General features: G+C 68.8%; 19 protein-coding genes. 7 read left to right on the forward strand and 12 right to left on the reverse strand.

Annotated features, from left to right (window positions below; all coding sequences use genetic code 11):
• Positions 1-82: 82 nt before the first annotated feature.
• From ACFP3V_RS29320 to ACFP3V_RS29345, 6 genes are all read right to left on the reverse strand, one after another.
• On the reverse strand, positions 83-1,222 hold the full coding sequence (locus ACFP3V_RS29320; RefSeq protein ID WP_380589996.1) for a hypothetical protein: 1,140 nt from the start codon (positions 1,220-1,222) through the stop codon (positions 83-85).
• A 152-nt stretch (positions 1,223-1,374) separates the two neighbouring features.
• On the reverse strand, positions 1,375-1,740 hold the full coding sequence (locus ACFP3V_RS29325; protein ID WP_380589998.1) for a hypothetical protein: 366 nt from the start codon (positions 1,738-1,740) through the stop codon (positions 1,375-1,377).
• Positions 1,737-4,187, reverse strand: a complete 2,451-nt coding sequence (locus ACFP3V_RS29330) for an AAA family ATPase (RefSeq protein WP_380589999.1) — start codon at positions 4,185-4,187, stop codon at positions 1,737-1,739. Before ACFP3V_RS29330 ends, ACFP3V_RS29325 begins: the two co-directional genes overlap by 4 nt.
• Before the next feature lie 120 nt (positions 4,188-4,307).
• A complete protein-coding gene (locus ACFP3V_RS29335; RefSeq protein WP_380590001.1) occupies positions 4,308-4,733 on the reverse strand; it encodes a hypothetical protein in 426 nt (141 codons plus the stop codon).
• A 101-nt stretch (positions 4,734-4,834) separates the two neighbouring features.
• Entirely contained in the window at positions 4,835-5,395 is a 561-nt protein-coding gene (locus ACFP3V_RS29340) for a hypothetical protein (protein WP_380590003.1), read from the reverse strand.
• 193 nt (positions 5,396-5,588) lie between these two features.
• Positions 5,589-5,837, reverse strand: coding sequence for a hypothetical protein (locus tag ACFP3V_RS29345; RefSeq protein WP_380590006.1), 249 nt, complete (start codon positions 5,835-5,837; stop codon positions 5,589-5,591).
• 291 nt (positions 5,838-6,128) lie between these two features.
• On the opposite strand from ACFP3V_RS29345, the gene ACFP3V_RS29350 reads away from it, so the two are divergent.
• The 6 genes from ACFP3V_RS29350 (at position 6,129) to ACFP3V_RS29375 (ending at position 18,232) form a co-directional block, all read left to right on the forward strand.
• Positions 6,129-8,351, forward strand: a complete 2,223-nt coding sequence (locus tag ACFP3V_RS29350) for an N-6 DNA methylase (RefSeq protein WP_380590009.1) — start codon at positions 6,129-6,131, stop codon at positions 8,349-8,351.
• A 94-nt stretch (positions 8,352-8,445) separates the two neighbouring features.
• Positions 8,446-10,455 carry a type I restriction-modification system subunit M gene (locus tag ACFP3V_RS29355; protein WP_380590011.1) on the forward strand — a complete coding sequence of 670 codons (2,010 nt, stop codon included), beginning with the start codon at positions 8,446-8,448 and terminating at the stop codon, positions 10,453-10,455.
• Entirely contained in the window at positions 10,452-11,663 is a 1,212-nt protein-coding gene (locus ACFP3V_RS29360; RefSeq protein WP_380590014.1) for a restriction endonuclease subunit S, read from the forward strand. Before ACFP3V_RS29355 ends, ACFP3V_RS29360 begins: the two co-directional genes overlap by 4 nt.
• Positions 11,664-11,668: 5 nt before the next feature.
• Positions 11,669-14,884 carry a type I restriction endonuclease subunit R gene (locus tag ACFP3V_RS29365; protein ID WP_380590017.1) on the forward strand — a complete coding sequence of 1,072 codons (3,216 nt, stop codon included), beginning with the start codon at positions 11,669-11,671 and terminating at the stop codon, positions 14,882-14,884.
• 147 nt (positions 14,885-15,031) lie between these two features.
• On the forward strand, positions 15,032-16,609 hold the full coding sequence (locus ACFP3V_RS29370) for a serine/threonine-protein kinase (protein ID WP_380590020.1): 1,578 nt from the start codon (positions 15,032-15,034) through the stop codon (positions 16,607-16,609).
• A gap of 165 nt (positions 16,610-16,774) precedes the next feature.
• A complete protein-coding gene (locus ACFP3V_RS29375) occupies positions 16,775-18,232 on the forward strand; it encodes a hypothetical protein (protein ID WP_380590022.1) in 1,458 nt (485 codons plus the stop codon).
• A 107-nt stretch (positions 18,233-18,339) separates the two neighbouring features.
• Here the strand turns inward: ACFP3V_RS29375 and ACFP3V_RS29380 are convergent, their stop codons facing one another.
• The 5 genes from ACFP3V_RS29380 to ACFP3V_RS29400 all read right to left on the reverse strand — a co-directional run bounded on the left by ACFP3V_RS29380 (position 18,340) and on the right by ACFP3V_RS29400 (position 21,570).
• Complete coding sequence (locus ACFP3V_RS29380; protein WP_380590024.1) at positions 18,340-18,501, reverse strand: hypothetical protein; 162 nt, start codon at positions 18,499-18,501, stop codon at positions 18,340-18,342.
• Between the two features lie 37 nt (positions 18,502-18,538).
• On the reverse strand, positions 18,539-18,838 hold the full coding sequence (locus ACFP3V_RS29385) for a hypothetical protein (protein ID WP_380590027.1): 300 nt from the start codon (positions 18,836-18,838) through the stop codon (positions 18,539-18,541).
• Between the two features lie 378 nt (positions 18,839-19,216).
• Positions 19,217-19,345, reverse strand: coding sequence for a hypothetical protein (locus ACFP3V_RS29390; RefSeq protein ID WP_380590030.1), 129 nt, complete (start codon positions 19,343-19,345; stop codon positions 19,217-19,219).
• A 513-nt stretch (positions 19,346-19,858) separates the two neighbouring features.
• The gene (locus ACFP3V_RS29395; RefSeq protein WP_380590033.1) at positions 19,859-20,521 is read right to left on the reverse strand and encodes an excalibur calcium-binding domain-containing protein; all 663 of its coding nucleotides are present in this window, start codon (positions 20,519-20,521) and stop codon (positions 19,859-19,861) included.
• A gap of 155 nt (positions 20,522-20,676) precedes the next feature.
• Positions 20,677-21,570, reverse strand: coding sequence for a relaxase domain-containing protein (locus ACFP3V_RS29400; RefSeq protein WP_380590036.1), 894 nt, complete (start codon positions 21,568-21,570; stop codon positions 20,677-20,679).
• Positions 21,571-21,714: 144 nt separating this feature from the next.
• Between ACFP3V_RS29400 and ACFP3V_RS29405 the strand changes: the two genes are divergently transcribed.
• A complete protein-coding gene (locus ACFP3V_RS29405; RefSeq protein WP_380590053.1) occupies positions 21,715-23,202 on the forward strand; it encodes an ISL3 family transposase in 1,488 nt (495 codons plus the stop codon).
• Positions 23,203-23,218: 16 nt separating this feature from the next.
• On the opposite strand, the gene ACFP3V_RS29410 is transcribed toward ACFP3V_RS29405, so the two are convergent.
• Positions 23,219-23,815, reverse strand: coding sequence for an SMI1/KNR4 family protein (locus ACFP3V_RS29410; protein ID WP_380590039.1), 597 nt, complete (start codon positions 23,813-23,815; stop codon positions 23,219-23,221).
• Positions 23,816-23,834: the final 19 nt, after the last annotated feature.

Below are 23,834 nucleotides of genomic sequence, written 5' to 3' on the forward strand. Positions count from 1 at the left end.
GGGCGAATTGATGCGAACTTCCGGGCAGGTCACGACTCACCCGTCAGATCTGCGCCATGGTGGCAGGCAGCACGTGACGCCGTCAGGCTCGGTAGCAGCGATCTCGAAGTTCGGAGATGACCGCCTGCTCGAGGGAGTTGACGGCATCGTCCACAGCGGCCACCCGTTCGGCCAGATCGAGGAGGTCGCCCAGATCCCCTGGCTCAGCGTCCATGAGCCGCCACACGTCGCTGGGGTCGATTTCAACAAGGTCAGCGAACTGTACGTCGACCACCTCGTGTTGCTCCCGGGCCAGGCGCACCAGGTGCAGCATCAGAAGCGTCTCGGCGTCGGTCATCTTGCTGTCCGCCGTGATGACGAGCCATGCGACCCACAACATCAACCGCGGGTGCCGGGTCCCCCCGCTCAGGCGCTCGGCGAGCTCGATCACGCGAGCCTCGTTCCGGAAAACAGCTTGCGCGTGGCGCCCCGCGACAAGCGTCGAGTAACGGTTCAGCACCACCGAGAGGGGCACGCCCACCGCCGGGATGCCAACCTTGATGACGTTGCGCTGCAGGAGATACTTCCCAACGACGGGGAGCCCTTTGGCGGCGTGCAATACCCCCTTGGAGTAGAAGCGCTTGATCACCGGCCGCACCACGGCCGGGACCGCTATGAGCACGCCCTCCCGGGCCACTTCCCCGCCCTTGATGGTGAAGGCCACGCGATAGAGCTTCCACATGTCCTCGGGATCGGACAGGTCGAGCGGAACCCGGTAGAGGACGGCGATGTCGTGGGCCAGGCGGAGCTGTAGCCGGGTGATGAACGCGACGTCGACCATTACGGTCGCGATGGCGGCCGGGAGGGTCGCCGGCGAGGCGCCGCCAAGGCTCCCGATGGTGGTGGCCACAGCCAACGTGTAAGCCCCGGCAGATATGCCGCCTTCGATGGCGGCGTACCGGGCCGCCATCTTGATCCGCTGATCGACGATGGCATCCGCAGGAACGCCCGCGTAGCGCTGCTGGAAGTATTGCCAGTCCACCTTGTCGGTGTAGGAGCTCAGAGCCTGGGCGCTGAGCTTGGCGAACCAGTCCCCCGACTTGATGTCATCCGCGCTCAACCCCGCAATGAACTCGCGTATCTCAGCGCGCTCATGCTCGACCACCTCCCGTTCGGCATCGCCTCCGCCGTCGGCGGCGGCATCGGTGCGAACCTGGGCGGAGTCAATCGGGGCTTCGGTCATAGCGAGTTCTCCCAGGGGTCGATCGGTCGGCCAGACGGAGGGCGCGAACGGCTCACCAACATCACAAGTTCTTCACGAGAGGGGCAGGACAAGAACAATAGGGGTTCCGATCCTGTGCCAAGTGCCCTCCTGACGAAGGAAGCTGTGGGCAGTCAGGTCCGCAGGGCACGCAGGACATGGACGACGTCCTCCTGCCAACTGCGCAGTTCGGCAGTGCTCGGGGGGAGGGCGAACTGGTGGTGGTGGCATGCCGCGCTGAGGTTGCGCCAGACCGCAGCGAGCCGTCCGGCCAACTGCGCGTCCAGGTGCTGGGCAAGCCACGCTGCCTTGGTCCCGAACTTACAGGCCGTCAGGTCCGGCCGGTGGGCACGGAGGTAGCGGTCAAGCTGCTCCTCCAGGGCGCGGCGCAGCAGGAAGGCGGCGGCACGGGGATGAACGAGCCCGGACTCGCCCACGGTGAGCAGGACGGTAGCCGCCGTGAGCCGGCGCGCGGTGACGGTGTCCGTAGGCGTGGTCACAGGGCTCGGAGTCCTTCCGCAACGCGAGCGGCCCGCCGGACGAACGCACGCCCGTCGCCGAGGCCGGCAAGGGTCTGGTGTGCGCCGCGGTTGGTCTGGCTGACGAAGTCAGCGGCCTCGCGGCCGAGTCGGCGCTCGATCTCCGCGTACACCTCCCGCTTGCTCCTGCGCTCCCCGAAGAGGGCGAGGGCGGCGAGGTCGGTGAGTTCCCCGGCGTTCTCGAGTGCCAGTTCCACGGTGGCGTAGGTGTTACCGGGGTTGGCGAAAAGCGTACGGCGAGCGGGTTCACGCAGGGCCGCCTCGAGGGCGACGCGGCACTGCCCGGGCAGGATCTCGGCGAGGATCTGCTCGGTGACGCGGCGGTCGTCCACGACGGCGCGGGCGTAGTCGAGTTCACGGGCGACGGGATCGTCGGCGGCTGCCACGGTGACGACCGAGCCGGTTCCGCGGCCGACCTCGACAACGGTGGCCGGGATGCGGTGGAACCGCAGGGCGTCCGGCAGACGCGTGTCGTGGGAGAAGACAACGACCTGGCGGGTCTGCGCGACCATGTTCAGCAGCCGGGCCAGGCCCTCGACCTTCCTGGGGTCCATGGCCTGGACGGGGTCGTCGATGACGAGGAACCGGAAGGGGCTCCGCTCGGCCATCGCCCGGGGCAGGAACAGGGCCAGGGCGAGCGAGAAGAGCTCCCCCTGGCTGACAACCCCGAGCGCGGAGGCGTCGACGTCATCGACCGCGACCTGCAGCGTGACGCCGCGGCGGGTGAAGCCGTCGGATCCAGTGAGGGTGACGTCCGCCAGCGCGACGTTGCTCTCCTGGCACAGGTACTGCCAGATGTCCTGGGCAGCGGACGCGATGGCGCGCATGCGCTCAGCACGAAGCTCGGCCTGACAGGCCTTCAGCCAGTCGCGAGCCTTGCGGATCCGCGTGATGACGGGCTTGGCGTCGACCGCCGCGTCGGCGGCGGACAGCCAGGACGCCAGCTCCGGGACGAGGGCCTGCCACTGCTCGTCGAGTTCGGCCAGTCGGCGGGCTGCCTCGTCGCGGATCTGGCGGCATGCCGCGGCCAGGGCGGAGGCGCGCTTCTCCGCGTTGGCCGCGAGTTCCTCGTGGTCCTGGATGCTGCGGCAGGCATCCCAGTCGTCCCACAGAGGGTGGAGCGCCTCGGGGAGGCCGCTGGGGCGCCGATGTGCCATGGCCCTCAATTCGCCGGCTGCGGTGCGCAGTTCGCGGCGGACCCGCTCGGCCTCCTGGGCCTGTTCGTGCAGCGTCTCGATATGGACGACAGCTGCCGCGGCCCAGTCGTCGTCGAGGCGGTCGGTGCTCGCGCAGACCGGGCAGGTGTGGTCCTTCGGGTGCCGCTGCCGCAACCGCAGGGCCCGGTCGAGCAGGTCGGCGCGTTCCAGCGCCGCTCCGGCTTCGGTGAAGCGGTGGTCCTCCGCCCCGGCAAGGGCCTCGCGCAGGAGGGCGACGGCGGCCGCAACCGCGTCCGGGTCGGGACCTTCGAGGGTCGAGTACCGGCGCAGGCGGGCGAGTTCAGCCGCGTCGGCGGGCGGGGTTCCGGTGACCAGCGCGCGGATCTGCTCGCGGTCCGGGATGCGGGCTGCCAGTGCCTGCTCCGCGGCCCGCGCGCGTTCGTCCGCGGTGGCGGCGAGCCGGTCCTGGAGGGCCGGGAGGGCGGCCTTGGCCTGTCGCTCGTTCTCGCCCAGCTCCTTCTCGCGATCGGCCAGCAGCTCCTGGGCCTCGGCCAGCGCCCCGAGGCCCAGCAGGGACGCCAGGCGGTCGTACATCTGCGCGGGCTTGGCGGTCATCAGTTGGCCGAGTTCGCTGTAGGACAGGATCGGCCGGAACGAGCGCAGATCCTCCTCCCAGCCCAGTGCTGTCAACGGGAGCGGGTCCGGGCCCAGGCCGGTGACCTGCGTGCTGCAGTCGGTCCAGGCCGGGCCGGTCCAGACGCGACTGATGGCGAGCGGCTCTGTGCGGCCGGGGACAAGCAGCCGGAGGTCGAGGCGGCTCTCGCCTTCGTGGTGCAGATTCCGCCAGCCGTCCTGCTGGAGTTGCTGGACGTTGCGGCCGTCCTCGTCCTCCCAGCGTCGGTTGCGCCCGGTGAGCGCCACCTCGATGCCTTCGGCGAAGCTGGACTTGCCGCTGCCGTTGCGTCCCTGAACCACCGTCAGCCCGGGGCCGGGCGGCAGCTCCAGGGTGACGGCGGTTCCGATGCCGCGGAAGCCCTGGGCGGTGAGGGACCGCAGGTAGACGCCGCGCTCGACGGCGGGCCGGGTGTCCTCGATGATCTGCAGGACGTCGCGGACGGTCGCGGCGATGTCCGCCGGCAGGCCGGTGCCGGCCAGTCGCGTGCGGACGATGTCGCGGAGGGGCGGCGCCGGGTCCGCCGAGCTGGACGTTGAGGAGGTGGATCGACTGGACGGTTCCTCAGGTGTGCTCACGGTGAACTCCCAGGGAGAGAAGTGGTTGATGCAGCACGTGCAGATGAGCAAGTCGGGTGGACAGACGGTGCCTTGAGGCGGGCACCACGATCGGAGGCGGCTGAACGGCCAGCGGCTGCGTCAGGGCGCAGGATCGCTCTTCGCGGTGTCGTCGATGTTGGTGAGGCAGGCCTTCATGAAGGCATCACGGCTGACGGTGCCGCCGACCTGCTGGGTGGAGATCGCGGCGTACTGCTGGGAGCAGGTGGCGTCGCTGGCGGTGTAGCTCAGGACGCCGCCGTCGGTGTAGACGCCGCCGGATATGGCGCCTGCCGCGTAGGCGCCCAGCAGCGTCGACCGGCCGAAGACCGGCTTGGTGACGGTGACGGTGCGGGTCACGGTCTTCGGCGGCCGAGCCTCGGCGCGGGCCGCGCGCTGGTCGGCGGCGGCCTCACGGTTGCGGGCGTCCGCAAGGGCGGAGCGCGCACGGACGTCGACGGTGACGGCAGCGGCGAGCGCAGCGGTCACGGCGGCGGCTGCGAGAGCGGCGGCTCTGGTTCTGGTCACGGTGGCGGCTTCTCCTGGGGTTCGGGCCGCGGTGCAGGGTTCTGGGGGGCACGGCACGGCAACGCGGGTGCGGTGCTGGGTGTTGGTCCGGAGGGCGGTACTCAGCGGACCTTGACCCAGTCCTGGCAGCCGTTGGTCTTGAAGACCTCGCCCTTGCGGACGGTTACGCGCCCGGTGCCGGAGAGGTTGTCGTTGGCGATGATCGAGCTGAAGCTGCCAGAGGAGTCCTTGTCCCGCTCCCAGTAGCAGTTGGGGATGGCGGCGTCGGCAGGGCCCTTCGTCTTGTACGTGCCGGGCTTCATGTCCTCGCCCACGAGGTACTCGCCATCACCGGCCACGCTGAAGGCGGCCGCGACCGGGGCAGCGCTGCCGCTGGAGGCGCCGGTGCCGCCCGAACCGGTCGTGGGCACTGCGGACTTGGGGGCGGCCGGGGTCGCGGTGACCGTGACGGTCGTCGTCACCGTCGTCGCCGGAGCGGGGGACGGGGGAGACGCCTCGGCCTTGCCCGGGCCTCCGCCGGCCATACCCGCACCGAGACCGAGAGCGGCCACTGCGACCAGCCCGTGCGTGAGCACCGACCGCCGGCGCGACGGCCGACCGCCCGGCATGCCGGCGGGAGCGGGGCCGGGGGTCGGGGCGGGGAACTCAGGGTTGTGGGACATGGCGTCGTTGCCCTTCTGGGAGGGGTTCGGTAGGGAATCTGGAACCGGGGCGACTGCTCGTTGCCGCATCAGGAAACGGGACTGGGCACGTCCGGAAGGCGGGCGCCCGGTCTGCGACGCTCCTGCACCGGCAGCGCCGCGCCCCTCGGTTGACGGCGGGTCAGGCCTGCTGCTCGGTCTGGTACTTCCACGCCTACGACTGGATGGAGGTGAGGTGCCAGCCGGCGCAGTGCGGGCAGGCATAGCAGCGGACCGGCTCCTTGGCCCGGGTGGTGGCGCACCCCCGGGCCTGATTGCGCTGCTTGATGGAGACGAGCGCCAGCTCGGCGGCGATCCGGTCAGGGAACCAGGTCTTGCCGCATGACATCGCCCGCGTCCGCGGCGGGAGCCCCAGGGCCCGGTGGAGCGAGCGGGCGGTGCGGCGACGGTGGCTGTGGTGCACGGCTTCTCCTCGCTGGGTGCGTCTCGGCCACGGGGCGGCGAGACGGGCGGTGGTCCTGGGGATTGGCGCTCTGCGGCCGAGGCGGTACCGGCTGCGGTCGTGCAGGTGCGTCGGGCGTCGTGCTGGCAGGGCTCGGCGACGGCCTCCGGGTAGGACCCAGGGCTTCTCCGCTCCCCATTGGAAGCGAGAGCATCAAAGCATGGAACTGAAAGCATCGTCAAATGGCATCCGGGGTTTGACACGTGCTGTAAGGTGTTAACTGTTCCCGTCGAGAGGTGCAGGACTCACGCCATGCCAGAGCCCGCGCAGCCCACATCGCCGTCATCCGCCCAGGTCACCGCTGCTGAGATCTCCCGCATCGCGGGCGTGACCCGCGCGACGGTCAGCAACTGGCGCCGCCGCCACGCCGACTTCCCCGCACCCAATGGGGGAACCGAGAGCAGCCCGCTCTACGACCTCGCAGAGGTTCAGGCCTGGCTACGCGACCGTGGCCACACCTCCAGCGCCTCTGCCGCCGAGGCGCTGCGCACCGCCCTGCGGCTGCACGGGCCGGATCCGGACTCAGCCCGCTTCTTCCTGCTTCTGGCCAGAGCGCACATGCTCACGGAGCGCACTCCGGACGAGCTGGAGCTACTGCCGGACGAGCAACTGCTCACCACCGCAGAGACGGCGGTCAACGCCCCCCATCCGCTGCTCGGCGTCAGGGAGGAGCCCGCCCGCTTCGCGCCTGGCGACGTCGCGGTCGTCCGCTCGCTGCTGACGTGCGTGCGCGAAGCCGGAGTCCAGGACGCCATGGACGTCCTGGCCGAACGCGAGCTGGAGGAGTCCGCCGCCACCGGGGCCTACCAGACTCCCGAGGGCCTGGCCGACCTCATGGCTGGCCTGCTCCCCAAGGACACCGACAGCGTTCTCGACCCGGCATGCGGCAGTGGCACCCTTCTGGTCGCCGCAGCTGAGCACGGAGCCCACCGGGTCTGCGGCCAGGACTCCCTGTCCCTCCAGGTCCAGCGCACCCTCCTCTCCCTGGTCCTGGCCGACACCGCACTGCAGAACGGCGACCGCGCCCAGGCCCACGTGGGCGACAGCCTCCGCCACGACGGCTTCCCCGACGAGACCTTCGACGCGGTGCTGTGCAACCCGCCCTTCGGCGACCGCGACTGGGGTCATGACGAACTCGCCTACGACCCCCGGTGGGCCTACGGCGTCCCACCGCGCCTAGAGTCCGAACTCGCCTGGGTGCAGCACGCCTTGGCGCACGTCAAGCCGGGCGGATGGGTCGTCATGGTCCTCCCGCCCGCCCTCGCCTTCCGGTCCTCTGCGCGCCGCATCCGCGCGGAGCTCGTCCGCAGCGGGGCCGTGCGGGCGGTCGTCTCTCTGCCGCCGCGCGTCGCCTTCCCACTGCACGTGGCTTTGCAGGTGTGGGTGCTGCAACGCCCTGAGTCGGGGGGGCCTGACCGGCCGTCAGTGCTTTTCATCGACGGCGAAGGGGGCGAGGCGCGGGAGACCGGCGGCGGAGCCGGGACCGCGGGAATCAGCTCACGGACGAGCGGGCAGACCCGGCGGATGTCGTTCGACTGGGCCGCGCTGACCGCGCGTGTCCTGCCGCAGTGGGCCGTATTCCGAGACCGCCCGGAAAGCTACACCGGCGAGGCCGGATTCGCGCGGGCCGTGCCTGTTGTCGACCTCCTCGACGACATCATCGACCTCACACCCGGGCGCCAGGTGCGCGCCGGCGCGGCGGAGATCGAGCCGGAGGCACTGGTCGGGCAGCTGGAACAGTTGCAGGGTCAGCTCGCCCAGCAGATCCAGACGCTGGCGGACGCGGCCGGGGCCCGATCGTGGCCAGCGGCCGGCGCGGAGCTGCGGAAGTGGCGCACCGCCACAGTCGCCGACCTCAGCCGAGGCGGCGCGCTGACCGTGATGCGGGCTGCCGCCCCGAGCTCCAGGGACTCGCGGGGCGGGGCCGGCGGTGCGGCAGCCGCGGGCGGGCACCGGCCTGTGCTCACCGCACATGACGTCGCGTCAGGCGGCCCCCCGTCCGGGCACACGAACGAAGCTCACCCCGAGCCGGGAAGCGATGTCGCGGAAGGTGACGTCCTGGTCCGCGCGCACCCCGGCAACGACCAGACCGCGCCGATGACCCGGGTCGCCGGGCCCGACGACGCCGGCGCCGTACTCGGCGCCCACCTGCACCTGCTGCGCCCGGACCCGGCCCGACTGGACCCCTGGTTCCTGGCGGGCTTCCTCGGCGCGGCCGACAACATCGCGAGCGCCTCCACCGGCAGCAGCCTGGTCCAGGTCACCGTCGGGCGCCTGCGCGTCCCACTACTGCCGCTGGCCGAGCAACAACGCTACGGACGAGCCTTCCGGCAGGCGTACGAGCTCGCAGCGGCGGCACGGCGGGCAGCCGCGCTCGCGGCGGACGCGGCGGCGACCGCGGCGGCCGGACTCACCACCGGGGCGCTCGTGCCCACGAAATCGAACGATCGAACCGACCAGGGCCAATCCGCCTGAACGGCAGGCGACTGTCAGTCCCACCGATCACAATGCACCTGTCCCGTCCCAGCTCCCGCGGACGGCACGGCCCGAGAGGAAACCGGGGAATCCCGTGAACAGCAGCAAGCACACGGAACTGGCGAACCACGCCTGGTCCGTCGCCGACCTCCTGCGCGGCGACTACAAGCAGTCCGACTACGGCAAGGTGATCCTGCCGTTCACCGTGCTGCGACGGCTGGAGTGTGTACTCGAGCCGACCCGCGCGAAGGTCGCCGAGGTCGCGGAGCAGTTGGCCGGCCAGGACATCGACGAGGACCGGTTCCTGCGGAAGGCCTCGGGCCACTCGTTCTACAACAAAACCCCGCTGACGCTGCGGAAGATCGCGGGCGACCCGCAGAGCGCCGCCACGAACCTGCAGTTGTACGTGGCCGGTTTCTCGGACAACGCGCGGGAGGTCCTGGAGAAGTACGAGTTCAACCAGCAGATCAGGAAGCTTCACGGCGCCGACCTGCTCTACCAGGTCATCGGGAAGTTCGCGGACCTGGACCTGCACCCCGAACGCGTGCCCAACCACAACATGGGCTACATCTTCGAGGAGCTCATCCGCCGCTTCGCCGAGCAGTCGAACGAGACCGCGGGAGAGCACTTCACCCCGCGCGAAGTCATCAAGCTGATGGTCAACCTGCTCATCGCGCCGGACGCGGACGCACTGAGCCTCCCGGGTGTGGTGCGGACGGTCCTCGACCCCGCTTGCGGCACCGGCGGCATGCTAAGTGCCGCCGAGGACCACATCACTGCCCTCAACCCGGCGGCGCGAGTGGAGGTCTACGGGCAGGAGCTCAACCCGGAGTCCTGGGCGATCTGCCGCTCCGACCTGATGATCAAGGGGCAGGACCCCGACCACATCGCCTTCGGCAACTCCTTCAGCGACGACGGCCACAAGCGCGAGAAGTTCGACTACCTGCTCGCCAACCCCCCGTTCGGCGTGGAGTGGAAGAAAGTCCAGAAGGCGGTCGAGGACGAGTACAAGACCCTGGGGGAGGCCGGACGGTTCGGTGCCGGCCTGCCAAGGATCAACGACGGCTCACTGCTGTTCCTGCAGCACATGCTGTCGAAGATGAAGCCAGTGGATGCGCGGGGCGGGGGCGGTTCGCGGGTCGCCATCGTCTTCAACGGCTCCCCGTTGTTCACAGGAGCGGCCGGGTCGGGCGAGTCCAACATCCGCCGGTGGATCCTGGAGAACGACTGGCTGGAGGCGGTCGTCGCCCTGCCCGACCAGCTCTTCTACAACACCGGAATCTCCACGTACTTCTGGATCCTGACGAACCGCAAGGACGCCGACCACAAGGGCAAGGTCGTCCTGCTGGACGCCCGCGACTACTGGCAGAAGATGCGCAAGTCGCTCGGCGACAAACGCAAGGAGCTCGGCGACGGGACGAACGGCCGCCCCGACCACATCGGCGACATCACCCGGCTGTACGCGGAGGCCATGCAGGTCGCGAAGGACCCCGAGCACCCGCTGCACGGCAAAGTCAAGGTCTTCGCCAACGAGGACTTCGGCTACCAGCGTGTCACCGTCGAACGCCCACTGAAGCTGCGCTTCGAGGTCACGGAGGAGACCTTGGCGGCGCTGGCGGAGGCCAAGCCGGTGGCGAAGCTGGAGCGGAGCGAGGAGTTCGTCGCGGCGGTGCGTACGTTGCTCGGCTCGTTCTGGACGACGAAGTCCGAGGCATTCGTCGCGCTCAAGGACGCGGTGATCGCGGCCGGCCTGAGCTGGCCGACCGGAGCGCCGTTCGTTAAGGCAGTACGAGAGGCGGTCGGCGTCCGGCACCCCGAGGGCGAGGTCCAGAAAGTCAAGGGCGCGCCGGAGCCGGACGCGGACCTGCGGGACTTCGAGAACGTCCCGCTCGGTGAGGACGTCGAGGACTACCTCAAGCGGGAGGTGTTGCCACACGTCCCCGACGCGTGGATCGACGACACGAAGACCAAGATCGGCTACGAGATCCCGTTCACCAGGCACTTCTACGTGTATCAGCCGCCGAGATCGCTGGCAGAGATCGACGCGGAGTTGAAGTCGTTGGAGGCGGAGATTCAGGCGCTGCTGGGTGAGGTGACCGAATGACGTTTCCCGCCAACTGGCAGACTCGCCGAGCTCGCTTCTCGTTCTCGCGTCGCGATGTACGAGGCGCTGACGCCCCCTTGGCGTCTGCGACCAAAGACGGCGTCAGTCTGCGAAGCGACCTGGACTTCGCGGTGTGGAACCCGGACTCCAACGTCAGTAACTACAAGCTCGTTGAGCCAGACGACTTCGTCATCGGCCTGCGATCCTTCCAGCACGGGATTTCGCACTCCGCCGTGCGGGGCGTCGTGAGCCCGGCATACACGGTTCTGCGGTCAGCCGGCGACTTGGATCCGAGATTCTTCAAGCACTATTTCCGGTCCAGCCTACTCATCTCCCATCTGGCGAACATCACCCAGGGTATCCGCCAGGGTCAGGCAATTGATATTGAGGCCTTCCAGAACCTCCCGATGCCCGTACCGCCACTGGAGGAGCAGCGTCGCATCGCCGACTTCCTCGACGCCGAAACCGCCCGCATCGATCAGATCAGTCAACTGCGTGAGCGGCAAAGGAGGCTGCTCGAAGCGCGAAGGTGGTCACATTTCCAGGCAGAGTTGGACCGTGCGCAGGCTGACGCCATTCCCCTGCGGAGGGTAATCCGTTCTGTCATCGATGGACCCTTCGGTAGCGCCTTCTCCAGCGATGACTATGTGGACGAAGGTGCGGCAGTAGTGCGTCTGGGAAATATCGGATTTGCGGAGTATAAAGGAGGAGATCAGGCAAGGATTCCGACCACACTATTCGAGCGATTCCGATATCATGAAGTAGGCGCAGGAGACGTGTTGATCGCTGGTCTCGGGGATTCTCGGAACCACGCTGGACGCGCATGCGTAGCTCCCGACCTTGGTGCAGCAATCGTCAAAGGTAAGTGTTTCCGGGCTCGCGTCGAAAAGGACGTGGCTGACGCCGACTTCATCGCGCTCTTGCTCTCATCGCCTGTGGGAGCCAGCGCGATAGAAGGCAGAGGTTCAACTCGCTCGATGATCAACCTTGAGATCGTGAAGTCGGCGCTCCTGCCGATCCCTCCACTTGCGCGACAGCGACAGTTGGTGAGCGAGCACCGCAAGAGCTGGCTGCATACAAAGGCCACCATGTCTGCATGCGACCGCCAGTTGGCGACACTTGCCGAGCGCCGCCAAGCCCTCATTACCGCCGCCGTCACCGGCCAGTTCGACGTGTCCACCGCATCCGGTCGAGGAGTTACGGAGTAACCACCATGCCCGCGATCCACACCGAGGCCGCCTTCGGCGAGGCCATCGTCTCCGCGCTGCTCGAGCGCGGCTGGCGCGAGGCGCGCCCGCAGGACTACCGGTCCGAACTGGCCCTGGATACCAACGAGTTGTTCACCTTCATCGGCGCCACCCAGCCCGACGAGTGGGACGAGCTGGTCACCACCCAGTACGCCGGTGACGTCGCCGAGGCGCAGCGTGGCTTCGCCAAGCGGCTCGGGCAGGCCATCGCCTCCGACGGCCTGATCAAGGTGCTCCGCGACGGAGTGAAGGATCGCAGCGTCCACCTCCGCGTCGCGTACTTCCGGCCGAACCTAGTTGTCGACAACTCCGTCCTCGACAACTACCGGGCGAACCGCCTCACCGTCGTCCGGGAGCTGGAGTACGCGACCAAGCAGGCGGACAAGGGCAACCGGCTCGACCTCGCACTGTTCCTCAACGGCATCCCGGTTGCCACTGCCGAGTTGAAGAACGCGCTCACCCGCCAGGGCGTCGAGCACGCCAAGGCGCAGTACCGCACGGAGCGCGACGAGAGCGAGCTGATCTTCACCAGCCGCGTCATCGCCAACTTCGCCATCGACACGGACCTCGTCTTCGTCGCCACCCGCCTGCGCGGGCCCAAGACACAGTTCCTCCCCTTCAACACCGGTTCCGCCGGCCCCGGCCAGCCTGGCGGGGCGGGCAACCCTGCCCTCACCACGCCCGGCCGCTACCCCACCTCCTACCTCTGGGAGCAGGTCTGGCAGCGGGACAACTGGCTGGACCTGCTGCAGCGGTTCGTCCATCTCCACAAGGAGAAGAACGCGTCCGGCAGCGGCAGCACCACCAAGCTGATCTTCCCGCGCTTCCACCAGTGGGACGTCGTCAAGAAGTTGACCGCCCACGCCGCCACCCACGGTGCGGGGCACAACTACCTCGTCATGGCCTCCGCCGGCTCGGGTAAGTCCAACACCATCGGCTGGCTCGCCCACCGCCTCTCCGACCTGCACGCCTCCCCCAACCCCGCCGACCTCGACCCCGAGGCCCTCGCCGCCGGGCTCCAGCCCGGCGTGCCCGTCTTCGACAAGGTCATCGTCATCACCGACCGCCGCAATTTGGACGCCCAACTCCGGGAGACGGTCGGCAGCTTCGAGCAGACCGCCGGCCTGGTTGTCGCGATCGACGAGAAGCACGGGGCGAAGGGCGCCCAGCTGGCCCAGGCGCTCTCCCGCGAAACCGGGAAGATCGTCACCGTCACCCTGCACTCCTTCCCTGCGCTGCTGGACTACCTCAAGCGGAACCCGACCGAGATCCAGGGGCACCGGTTCGCGATCATCGTGGACGAGGCCCACTCCTCCCAGTCCGGCGACGCGGCCACCGCCGTCCGGGCTGCGCTGCGCGACCTCGGGCTGGACGCCGACTCCGACGACGGGGGCGCGACCGAGGTCGAGGCCGGGCCGGCCACCGGCACGGCCGCCGTCAAGGAGCGCCTCCGCCGCAAGGCGATCGAGCGCTCCCGTGCCGCGAACCTGTCCTACTTCGCCTTCACAGCGACCCCCAAGGCCAAGACGCTCGAGCTCTTCGGTGAGCTGGAGGACGTCGACGGCGAGGCCAAGTACCGCCCGTTCCACACCTATTCGATGCGGCAGGCCATCGAGGAGGGGTTCATCCTCGACCCGCTGCGTAACTACGTCACCTATGACACCTACTGGAAGCTGGTCAACAACCCGGCCGACGACCACGAGGTGGACCCGAAGAAGGCGAACCCGCTCCTCGCCCGTTTCGCCCTGACCCATGCGTCGACCGTGGCCCAGCACGCCCAGGTCATCGTCGAGCACTTCCTCGCGCACACCCGTCCCCGCCTCGGCGGACGTGCGAAGGCGATGGTGGTGACGGCTTCCCGCCACAGCGCGGTGCAGATGTCGCGGGCCATCAAGAGCTACATCAAGGACCGCGGTTACGACGCCCGCTACCCGGACCTCGGCGTCCTCGTCGCGTTCTCCGGCTCGCTCACCATCGACGGCGAGGAGACCACCGAGCCGAAGGAGAACGGCGGCCTCTCCGAAAGCGCGCTGCCGAAGACCTTCGCCTACACCCGGGCCGACGACAAGTCGGTGCGGGCCGGCGGCCCCGGCAAGCAGGAGTTCCGGATCCTGGTCGTGGCGGAGAAGTACCAGACCGGCTTCGACCAACCCCTCCTGACGACCATGTACGTCAACAAGACCCTGACCGGCATCTCGGCCGTGCAGACGCTCTCCCGGCTCAACCGCACCGCCGAGCGCAAGTCTCAGGCGGACCTGGCGGTCCTGGATTTCGTCAACGACGCGGAGGCGATCCAGGAGGCGTTCCGTCCGTACTTCGAGGAGGCGATGACCCTCCCTTCGGACCCCAATCTGCTCTACCAGGCGCAGAGTCGCGTCATGTCCGCGCCCATCCTCACCGCCGCCGAGATGGACGCGTTCGCGGAGGCGTACTTCGCCGCCCAGGACAAGGCGGGTGGCTCGGCCGCGAAGTGGGAGAAGCTGCACGCGGAGCTGTACCGGCTGCTCGCCCCCGCGGTCGCGCGCTTCGAGGCCCTGCTGGACAGCGAGGACGACGATGATCAGCAGACCGCCGAGGACTTCCGCGCCAACCTCAACGACTACGTGCGCAAGTACGGCTTCCTCGCGCAGATCGTCCCGTACTTCGACCCCGAGCTGGAGCGCCTGCATCTCTACGGGCGCTACCTGCTCAACCGCCTGCCCCGCCGCGCCGACGGCGGCGTCGACATAGGGGAGGTCGACCTCAGCCACCTCCGCGTGGAGAAGACCGGCGAGTACGACATGGGCCTGACCTCCGAGGGCCCGTCGCTGATCGCCAACGTCGGCGAGGGCAACGGCGTCCCCAAGGAGCCGGAGAAGTCCCTCCTGTCCGAGCTGATCGCGAAGTTCAACGACAAGTTCGGCACCGACTTCACCGAGCAGGACCTGCTGCCGGCCTTCAACGCGACGCTGGCCGAGACCGAGGTCCGACAGGCGGCGGTGGTCAACGACGAGGACAACTTCGGCAAGGTCTTCGACCGCGTCTTCGCGGACAAGGTCGAGGACTACGTCGGCATCGTCACCGACCTCGGCAAGCGCTACTTCGCTCCCGACAAGGGCTTCCGCTCCAGCCTCGACCGCAGCGCCCGCCGCGCCGCCTGGCGGATGATCCGCCGCGAGGAAGGCGTCGACGACGTCGCCTGACGACCCGTCAATCATTCTTCGAGGATGGAGCGTTGCAGTCTGGTCTCCTCGCCGGCGGCTCTGGACTGGAGATCACCTTGCCGGTCACACTGAACCCGTACACACACCGTCTTCACAACCACAGAGGTCAGGAACGGGGGCACCGGCGTGCCGGGCGAGGTCATCTCCGAGCGCTACGAACTCCTGGAGGAGCTGGGCCAGGGTGGCATGGGCAAGGTCCGGCGCGGCTATGACACCGTGCTGGACCGCCCTGTCGCGGTCAAGCTGATCCGGCAGGAGTCGGTCGGATCTCCCGTCGAGGCCGAGGAGTTCGCCCGGCGCTTCCGCCGCGAGGCCCGGATCACTGCCCGCATCCAGCATCCGGGCGTCCCACAGGTGTACGACGCAGTCCTCGACGCGAGTTACGAGCGGCTCTTCCTCGTCATGGAACTCGTCGAGGGCGTCTCCCTCCACGCGTACCTGCGGCCGGGCCACCCGCTGCCGATCTCCTGGGCAGCGGCGGTCGCCGCCCAGGTCGCAACCGTCCTGTCCTACGCGCACGAGGTCCCTGTCATCCACCGCGACCTCAAGCCCAACAACATCCTCGTCGCCCGCGACGGCACAGTGAAACTCCTGGACTTCGGCATCGCCGCGCTGCTGCGCACCGACGTCACCAAGCTGACCGCCACCGGCAGCCCGATCGGCTCCTATCACTACATGGCCCCGGAGCAGGTCCGCGGGGGCCGGAACACCCCGGCCACCGACCTCTACGGCCTCGGCTGCACCCTGCACGAACTCCTCTCCGGCCAGCCTGTGTTCGACGCCGACAACGACTTCGCGCTCATGTCGATGCAGGTGGGCGCCGCCCCGACGCCGCTACGGCAGCTGCGGCCCGAGGTCCCGGAGGGCTTGGAAGAGCTCGTGCTGGACCTGCTGCGAAAGGCCCCCGAGGCGCGCCCGGCCGACAGTCAGGAAGTCCACGCCCGTCTGGTTCCGTTCCTCCCGCCCGCCGGATCTGTTCCGGAACCGGCCGAGGCCGGGCCCGTCGGCGCCCCGGACCCGACGGGCGTCTTCCGTTACCCCTACGCGCCGCGGCCCCGCCCCCAGGTGCCGGCTGCGGCGGCCCCGGTGCCCACCGCGATCGACGCGGGCCCGCTGCCGATTCCAGAGCAGTTGCGTGCAGAGGTGCGGAGCGTCCGAGCCCAGGCAGAGGCGCTCATGCGGGAAGGACGCTTCGCCCAGGCCGCCGAGATCCTGGACGCGGTCGTCGAACCCGCCGCCCGGTCCCTCGGCCGCGACAGCCGAACCGTGCTCGACCTGCGCAAGCTCCGCGCTGTGGCGCGCTATCTGGGCGGCGACTTCCGTGCGGCGCTGCCGGAGTTCGAAGCCCTCTCCGGCGCCTACGCCCGCATCGCCGGCCCGCTCGCCGCCGACGTGCTCGACTGCCGCAGCCAGGCCGCTCGCTGCCGCGCCGAACTCGGCCAGGTCACCCGTGCCCTGCACGAGTTGGAGGACGTCCTCACCGCCGTTCGCACCACCACCGGCAGCGACGTCACCGAGGAAGCCGTCGAACTCCGCCACACGATCGCCGTGCTGCTCCTCGCCCAGGACCGCGTCCCGGAGGCGCTCGAGATTCTGGAGCCCCTGCACGACGACCTCGTTGTGGTCTTCGGTCCGCACGACGAACTCACAGCCGAGGTTGCCGAGACCATCGCCCGCATTCGCCTCGACCTGGGGAACCAGTAGGCCGCGAGCCGCCGCCGAAATTCGCAGGATGCCGCAGAGGGGGAGTACATGCCGCCAGACTCCAGTCCCAGGAGAGAGGTTCATACTGTGTCCGCGCAGCCTGATCAGTTCACGCAGCGAATGCTCCTGGCACTCGGAGGTGCACGGGGGAAGACGCATCAGACCGTGATCACCCTGGACGCCTGCGCGGTGCGAGGCGGGGCAACCGCAGCGGCGGCCACCTTCATGGTCGGCATTCCCGAGGCGCCGGAGTTCGGACTCGGCGCCTTCAGCGAGCGATTTCGATCCCTGTATGTTCCCTACGACAGCAACGAGTTCGAGACCGGCTTGCGCTACATCGCCGGCCTCAAGGGCCTCCCGCCGGTCTTTCGTCACCGGGCTGCCGAGAGGCTCGCTGTCGACGACGATGGCTACCGAGCCGCCCGCGAACTTCTGCCCTCGAACGCCTGGGGCTGGGTGGCTGCGGCGCTCCGCGCGAAGCCGAGCTGGGGGACGCAGACCGCGATCAGTCTCATCCCGGACGACACGATGAAGCTGAAGATCCGCATCGACACTGCGCTCGCGTACTTGGAGACGCAGGACCTTCCTATGCTCCTTCCCGGTGTCCCCGAACTCGTCAACCATCCAGATGCGCCCTCCGGCGAACGCCTCGCGCTTGCCCTGGCGGCTGCCCGACGCGCTCCCGAGGCGGCGGTGCCGGCCCTGGCCGCTTTGGCTGTCAACCCCCTGGTGAGGGCCGCAGACCGTCGGGAGGCCATCGATGTGCTGGAGCGTCTCGACCCCGACCGCGCCCTCCACGCCCGCGCAGAGCAGATGCGCCTCCCCACAGTTGCGGAAGCTCGCGAGCGCCGCCGCGCAGAACGGGAGCGTGAAGCGGCCGAGGCCGATGCCGCACGGGACCGTGCTCGACCTGTGGCCGTGCTCGCGCGCCTGGATGCGGAGATCGAGTACCTCGTCAACGAGATCAGTGACCTGACCGATGCCGAGTCCATCGCCTGCGACCTCGACTTCCACCTCGCAGATGAGAATGCGGAAGCCGTGGACGAGGACGTCTCGCAGATGGTGTATGCGGCCTCGGACGACGATCTTGCCCAGGCCATCCGCGCCCTGGGCGTGCTCACCGCTGTAAGGTCCGGGGATCGCAGTGGCGGGGCGCTATGGCGTTTGGAGCCCGAACACGATCATCGAGTCGTGATTCCGCGTCTCACCGAGGATGAGGTCCTGCGCGCCGGCGCTGCTGCGATGGAGCGGTCCTGGCGGGTCTGGGAGTCCATTGTTCTGGAGCACGGCTGGGACGAAGATCGTCAGGCGGAGCTCGAAGGGAAACAGGAAGAGGCCGCCGAAGAAGGCGCCCGCGAGATCCAGCGGTTGACGGGGGATCACCTCAGGGAGCTCCACGAGCTGCTGATGTGGGAGGTCTTCCCCGCGCTGCGCGATGCCGCAGCCGAGGGCGCGGCATCGCGCGCTCTCGCTCTCCTGCGTGCCGCCCGCGAGATCGCGGACGAGGCAGCGCAGGGCGTCAAGTTGTGGATCTGGGGGTTCGGGGTCTCGGTCCCATTCGATGTGAAGGCGCTGTCCTGGCCCCACGAGATCTGGTCCGAGCTGCAACGCTGGTGCCCTTGAGCCTGGCAGGCTGGCGGCCTTGATCGCCCTTGCGATCCGGCAGAGCCCGGTGCCGGAGCCGAGTTGACGTGCACGAGGCCTTCGCCAGGCGCCGGGCACTGGCGCCTCTATGAAGGGTGCTGCTCCTCCGGCCAGACCGGGACGGCAAGGCAAGCAGCGAGTCGGACGCAGTAGGGGTACGTGCTGCAGAGGTAGGCGTCGATCTGCTGACGCGTGCTGGGATCCATCAGGAACGAGTCGAGGTCCGTGAGGTAGGCCCAGCGGAGCACCGTTGGAACTCTGCTGGGCACCTTCCGGAGGACCATGTCACCGCGCGGCTGGCGGCGTCCTGGGTGTGAAGACCCACACCCCCTGGGACCGAGTGGCCCCGATCATCCGACCTGCTGTGCGCAGCCATGGGTGCAACCGGTGAAGGGGAGCGAAGCTGTCGTTCGACACCGCGACCCCGTCGACCTGTGCGGCGATGTTGGCCACGAGAGCGTCGCCGCGCCCCTCGGCCCCGGCCGGGGGCTGTACGACCACGCGAGCATCAATCGCGGCCTCGATGGCGGGCCGCTCCTCGGGCGGCACGTCGTGGCGCAGCGTCGCATCGATGACGATGTGCACTGCCGCCCCGGGTATTGCCGCTCCAGCGCCTTGCCCCCCTCCATCATGGTGTTGTAGCTGGGGCGGCCCCCACTGCGACGACTCGGAGATGAGATCCACGCGAGGTTCGAGCCGTCGATGACCAGCGGTGCGCGACGCTCCTGCTCCGGCACGCTCACGGCCCGCTGACCCGGCGCCTGGAAGCGCAAGGAGGCTGCCGACGGCGCGGCCGCCACAGCTGACTCCGACCGCTGAGCCACGTGCCGGACCGCCCACTGCCAGGTGCCGCCAGGTCCAACCCAGCCGGCGGCTGAACGGGAATGCCGTCGACCGTGACTTCCAGGTCGCGCGAAACGGGGATGGTCGGGTTCGGCCAGCTCGGGCTGGCTTCGACGTCGGTCACTGGGCGCCTCGCATCTCGCTCACGCGCCAGGCCGCGCCGCGTCCGGCGCGGACCGGGTGGGCGTACTGGACGTAGGTGGCCGTGGAGCCGCTCCAGCTGTCGCGACCGTGCTCGGAGACCGTCACTGTGAACTCCCGCCAGGTGGCCGTCGCGGTGTCCGGGTGGGGTCGTCCTGGGCCTGGACCAGGCGGACGGTGGTGTAGCCGTGGTGGGCGTCCAGTCGAGCCCAGTCGGCGCCGGGGCTGCGACCGGCGCCTGGGGCCGGACCTCGGCGGCGAAACCGGAGGTGAGCCACGGGGCCGACCGGCGCTGGGCGTCGGCGGGGTGACGTCGAGGTCGGTATACCAGGTCCAGTCCGCGGCAACGGCCGCGGCTGCCACGGCCGTCACGTCTTGACCGTCGCACCTGGCCGCTGTGGAACAGTTCGCCGGCCTGCACTCCGCCTGGCGCAAGGCGATGCTCCAGGATGCCTCGGACGAGGGCCAGAGCGACGCCGCGATGTACTGGCACCACCGCTACCTTTGGCCAACCTTGAGCCACATCCGGCGCTCAATTCCGAACAGTTGCGCCAACATGGGCCAACGCGACTCAGAACGGTTAGACCTCACGAGCAGGGAATTGCTGCCGACGCTTCCTGACTATCCCCACTCGCAGGCAATGCCGTCGCCATCGCGATCGAGCCAGGGGGCGTAGCCTGGCTCCCCCCTGTACAGCGGGGTATCACCTGCGGCACGGGCAGCGGCGCAGTTCTCGTAGTAGATGTGCGGTTCCGGACCCACCTTGATACGGACCTTGGCCTTGGCGGTATGTCCGCTGGCACCGAACGTGATCGAGTACGTGAGGGAGTCCGCGCCCACCCAGCCGTAGTGGGGCCTGTACCTGATCCCATGATCCTTGACGGTGGCCGTGCCGTGGGCGGGCAGGCCCACAATGCGGACGCTAACGTCGGTCTCATCGAACGGGGCCATCCAGACGTCAAGACCATCACCAGTGGTGAGGTCAGTGGTATCACCGGGCAGCCAGACATCCACTGGGTAACCCTTGGGCAGCAGTTCGGCCAACGCCCTATATGCCGCGGGATCCACCTGTGCACTGTCGTTGCCGAGGACATCGATGTCGAAGGCGTCCCAGCCTTCCACGCTGATGCTGTCGTTGGCAGGCTTGGGCATCCACACGGTGGGGTCAGCGAGAGCCGCAGTGGCTTGCGCTTTGACCTGCTCCGCCCTACCTGTCGCCCGATCCTCGGATGTGACTACGGGCGGCGTGGAGGCAAAGAAGTGTGTGACCTTGGTCCAGAGCAAGTTGCACAACTGAACGACCAGGTAGACCGCGCCTATGATGACAGCAGTTACGGCAAGGGCGGCGATTGTCTCACCATGGATTCGCGCCCAACGTGCTGCAGTCAGGCGAGAGCGCCAGGCTGTCCGAAGTAGGTGCAGCAGCGCGCGGCTCAAGATCAGAGCAGTCGTCCAACGGGTCCGGCGCACGAGTCCCCCGCCTTGTTTTTGATCACGGATACGGCGGATCTTAGCGACTCGCCACCAGGCCTGGTCGCTGCGGGGTTCCCCCAGGGTGGCGCGGGTGGCGGCGTCCTCGAGTTCGGCCAGCGGCAGGTAGAAGTGGCTCTGCCCCGCGCCCGGGACAGGGCCGGCTGGTACGGCGACGACGCTGTGCTCGGGATCCCATACCTGCTCGGCGATCTGCCCCAGGGTCGCAGAGCCGGGACTTGTCCGCCTCCGTCAGCACCGCGTCCGGCCGGTGCGGGGCTGCCGCCCGCGCCGGGGAGGGCGGTCGCGATGGCGGCGTCGACGGCCTCCTGACCCCCACTGGCGGGCGCAGGTCCGCTCGTCCTCGTTGAGCCCGTGAAGGCTCCCGCCGCCGGAGTAAGCCAGTCCAGGCGCTCGGCGTCGGTGCCGTGCTCCTCCTTGGCTTCCGCAGTACGACGTGCTGTGGCCCTGTGCTGGTCCCGGGTCACGCCCTCGCCGACCATCGCGACGGCCTGGGCGTGGCGGCGCGAGAACTCGGCGCACAGCCGCTCGGGGATCCCGGCCAGCTTCCAGGCGCCGGTCTCCGACCGCTCGAAAACTGCGCCATGGCGCTCCGTCGGCTTCGCGCGGAGCAGGCCTTCGGCGATCTCGTTGACCAGGTGCGCGTGCCGGCGCAGGTCAACGGCGCCGGACGCGGGCGTTCGCCACCTGCCGTCCTCGCACTTGATCATGTGGGCCGGGTTCACGTGGACGTGCAGGTGCGGGTCACCGGGGGAACCGTCGACCGGGTGGGCGGAGCGGTGCAGTGTCGTCCAGCCTAGGTAGCCGCTGCTGGCGACGCGCTCGGCTCGCTCACCTGTCAAGGGACAGTAGGAGTTGGCTCTTCAGCACTTTCCGTGAACGCGGTGATCTCTGGGTAGCCCTTCGGGGTGGGGGATCATGTTCCTGAGCTGCTGAAAGTCCTATTGCCGCATCTATCTCGGGTTGTAGTCGACTCCGTGGTCCGGGTGGGTAGGACCGTCCGGATCGCGGCACGGTGCAGTGAGCCGAACGCCCCGTGCCCGGTGTGCGGGACCATGTCGGAGCGTGTGCACAGCCGATATGTACGAAGACTCGCCGACACGGCCGTCGGGGCACAGGTCACAGCGATCGACCTGCTGGTCCGCCGCTTCGTCTGTGGCAACACCAACTGCGCGAAGCGGACCTTCGCCGAACAGGTCGACCGTCTCACCTTCCGCTACGGCCGACGCACCGTCACCTTGCAACGCTTGTTGGAGCGTCTGGCACTCGACCTCGGCGGCCAGGCCGGCAGTCGGATGGCCGAGCACCTGGCCGTGCCGATCAGCGCCTCCACGCTGCTGCGGCAGATCCACCGCCTGGAGGTGCCCGGCGTCCCAGCAGTCGAGGTGCTCGGCGTCGACGAGTTCGCCTTCCGCCGGGGCCGGACCTTCGGCACGATCCTCATCGACATGCACACTCGCCGCCCCGTGGACGTGCTCCCGGACCATACCTCCGACACCTTCGCCGCATGGCTGCGCGAGCACCCACACGTGAAGCTGATCTGCCGCGACCGCGGCGGATCGTTCGCCGATGGCGCCCAGCGGGCCCTGCCCGGAGTCCCTCAAGTCGCCGACCGCTGGCACCTGCTCGACAACCTCGCCACCGCCGTCGAGAGGGCGGTACGACGCCACCGAGGATGTCTACGACCTCTACAGCCGCCTGTTCCGGATTCCGAGCCCGCGCCCGAGACGTCCGCTCAACAGCGAGTTCGCGACCGCTGGGCTGAGATTCGCGCCCTACGCGAGCGCGGCCTGCAGATCCAGACGATCAGCGCCCGGCTCGGCCTGGACCGAAAGACCGTGCGCCGCTACTACCACGCGGCACAGGTCGACAGCCTCCTGCAAATCCGCATCGGCGGCTCCAGCGTTCTGGACCCCTACAAGACCTACCTGACCGCCCGATGGGAGGAGGGCTGCGGCAACGCCGAGATCCTGCGCGAAGAGATCCACGCGCGCGGGTACCGTGGCGGACGCAAGACCGTACGCCGCTTCCTGAACAGCCTCGCCGAGCGCCGTGGACCTGTCCCGGGCCCGCAACCCCCGCTCAAAGTCGGTGACGTGGTGCGGTGGATCGTCGGCCGGCCCGAGAACCAAAGCGAAACAGCACGTCAGAGCCTCAAAGACCTCTGCGACCGGTGCGAGCACACTCAGCAGGTCAGCCGTCTGGCCCGCGACTTCACGGCGATGCTGCGACGCCGCGAAGGTCACCAGCTCACCGACTGGCTGACCAGAGCCGACGACAGTCAAATCAAGGAACTGCAGACCTTCGCCAACGGACTCCGCAAGGACCTCGCCGCCGTCACCGCCGGCCTCACCCTGCACTGGAACTCCGGCCCGGTCGAGGGCAACGTCACGAGGATCAAGCTCCTCAAGCGCCAGTCCTACGGCCGCGCCGGCTTCGCTCTCCTACGACGACGCATCCTGCTCGCCAATTGACCTGTCGGTTCGCGGGTCAGGCCGGCTCGAAGCCCGGTTGCACTGGGCCGATCTCCCCGCTGGCAACCAGTTCCTCCAGGTCCTCCGGTTCCAGGAACTCCAGGGCCTCCGGTTCGATGCCGTGGTACCGGTCGACGTCGAGCAGTCGTCGTACGAACGCCAGGGCGAAGCTTGAGAACGGGCCGTCGAAGGTCTGGCAGCCCTCCTCGTGGGCCATCGTGACGATCTTCCATCGGCTCGGGTCGGAGTCGCAGGGCAGGAAGAAGTGCTCGTCGCCGCTGTAGTCGTACCCCCACGAGATGAGCCCGCCCGATTCTGGGTGAAAGGGGTATGGGATGTGCTCGGAGTCGCCGTTGCTGAGGGCCCTGGCTCGGCGCTCGGCGAAGACCTCGTTGGTCTTGCGCATGCGATCCAATAGCGGGCTTGTCCCACAGGGGTGGAAGACAACGAGCTCGCCGGAGATGACCCCGGTGCCGTAGGCGTCGAGAAACGCCTTGAAGTCACCGGGTAGAGCGGACCCTACGTGTCGCTCCACCTCGGTCCAGTCATCCGGGTTGGACTGACGGCTGGCGGGTTCGCCCAGCAGAGCCCGCAACTCATCCAACGAGGACACGCACCGCTCCCAGCCCCAG

It is taken from the genome of Streptacidiphilus monticola, assembly GCF_042658505.1.
Classification (GTDB): Bacteria; Actinomycetota; Actinomycetes; order Streptomycetales; family Streptomycetaceae; genus Streptacidiphilus; species Streptacidiphilus monticola.

Coding starts and splice junctions, on each gene's coding strand:
- ACFP3V_RS29365 (WP_380590017.1), top strand. CDS start 11,669: ATGCCCGCGATCCACACCGAGGCCGCCTTCGGCGAGGCCATCGTCTCC.
- ACFP3V_RS29340 (WP_380590003.1), bottom strand. CDS start 5,395: ATGTCCCACAACCCTGAGTTCCCCGCCCCGACCCCCGGCCCCGCTCCC.
- ACFP3V_RS29360 (WP_380590014.1), top strand. CDS start 10,452: ATGACGTTTCCCGCCAACTGGCAGACTCGCCGAGCTCGCTTCTCGTTC.
- ACFP3V_RS29350 (WP_380590009.1), top strand. CDS start 6,129: ATGCCAGAGCCCGCGCAGCCCACATCGCCGTCATCCGCCCAGGTCACC.
- ACFP3V_RS29320 (WP_380589996.1), bottom strand. CDS start 1,222: ATGACCGAAGCCCCGATTGACTCCGCCCAGGTTCGCACCGATGCCGCC.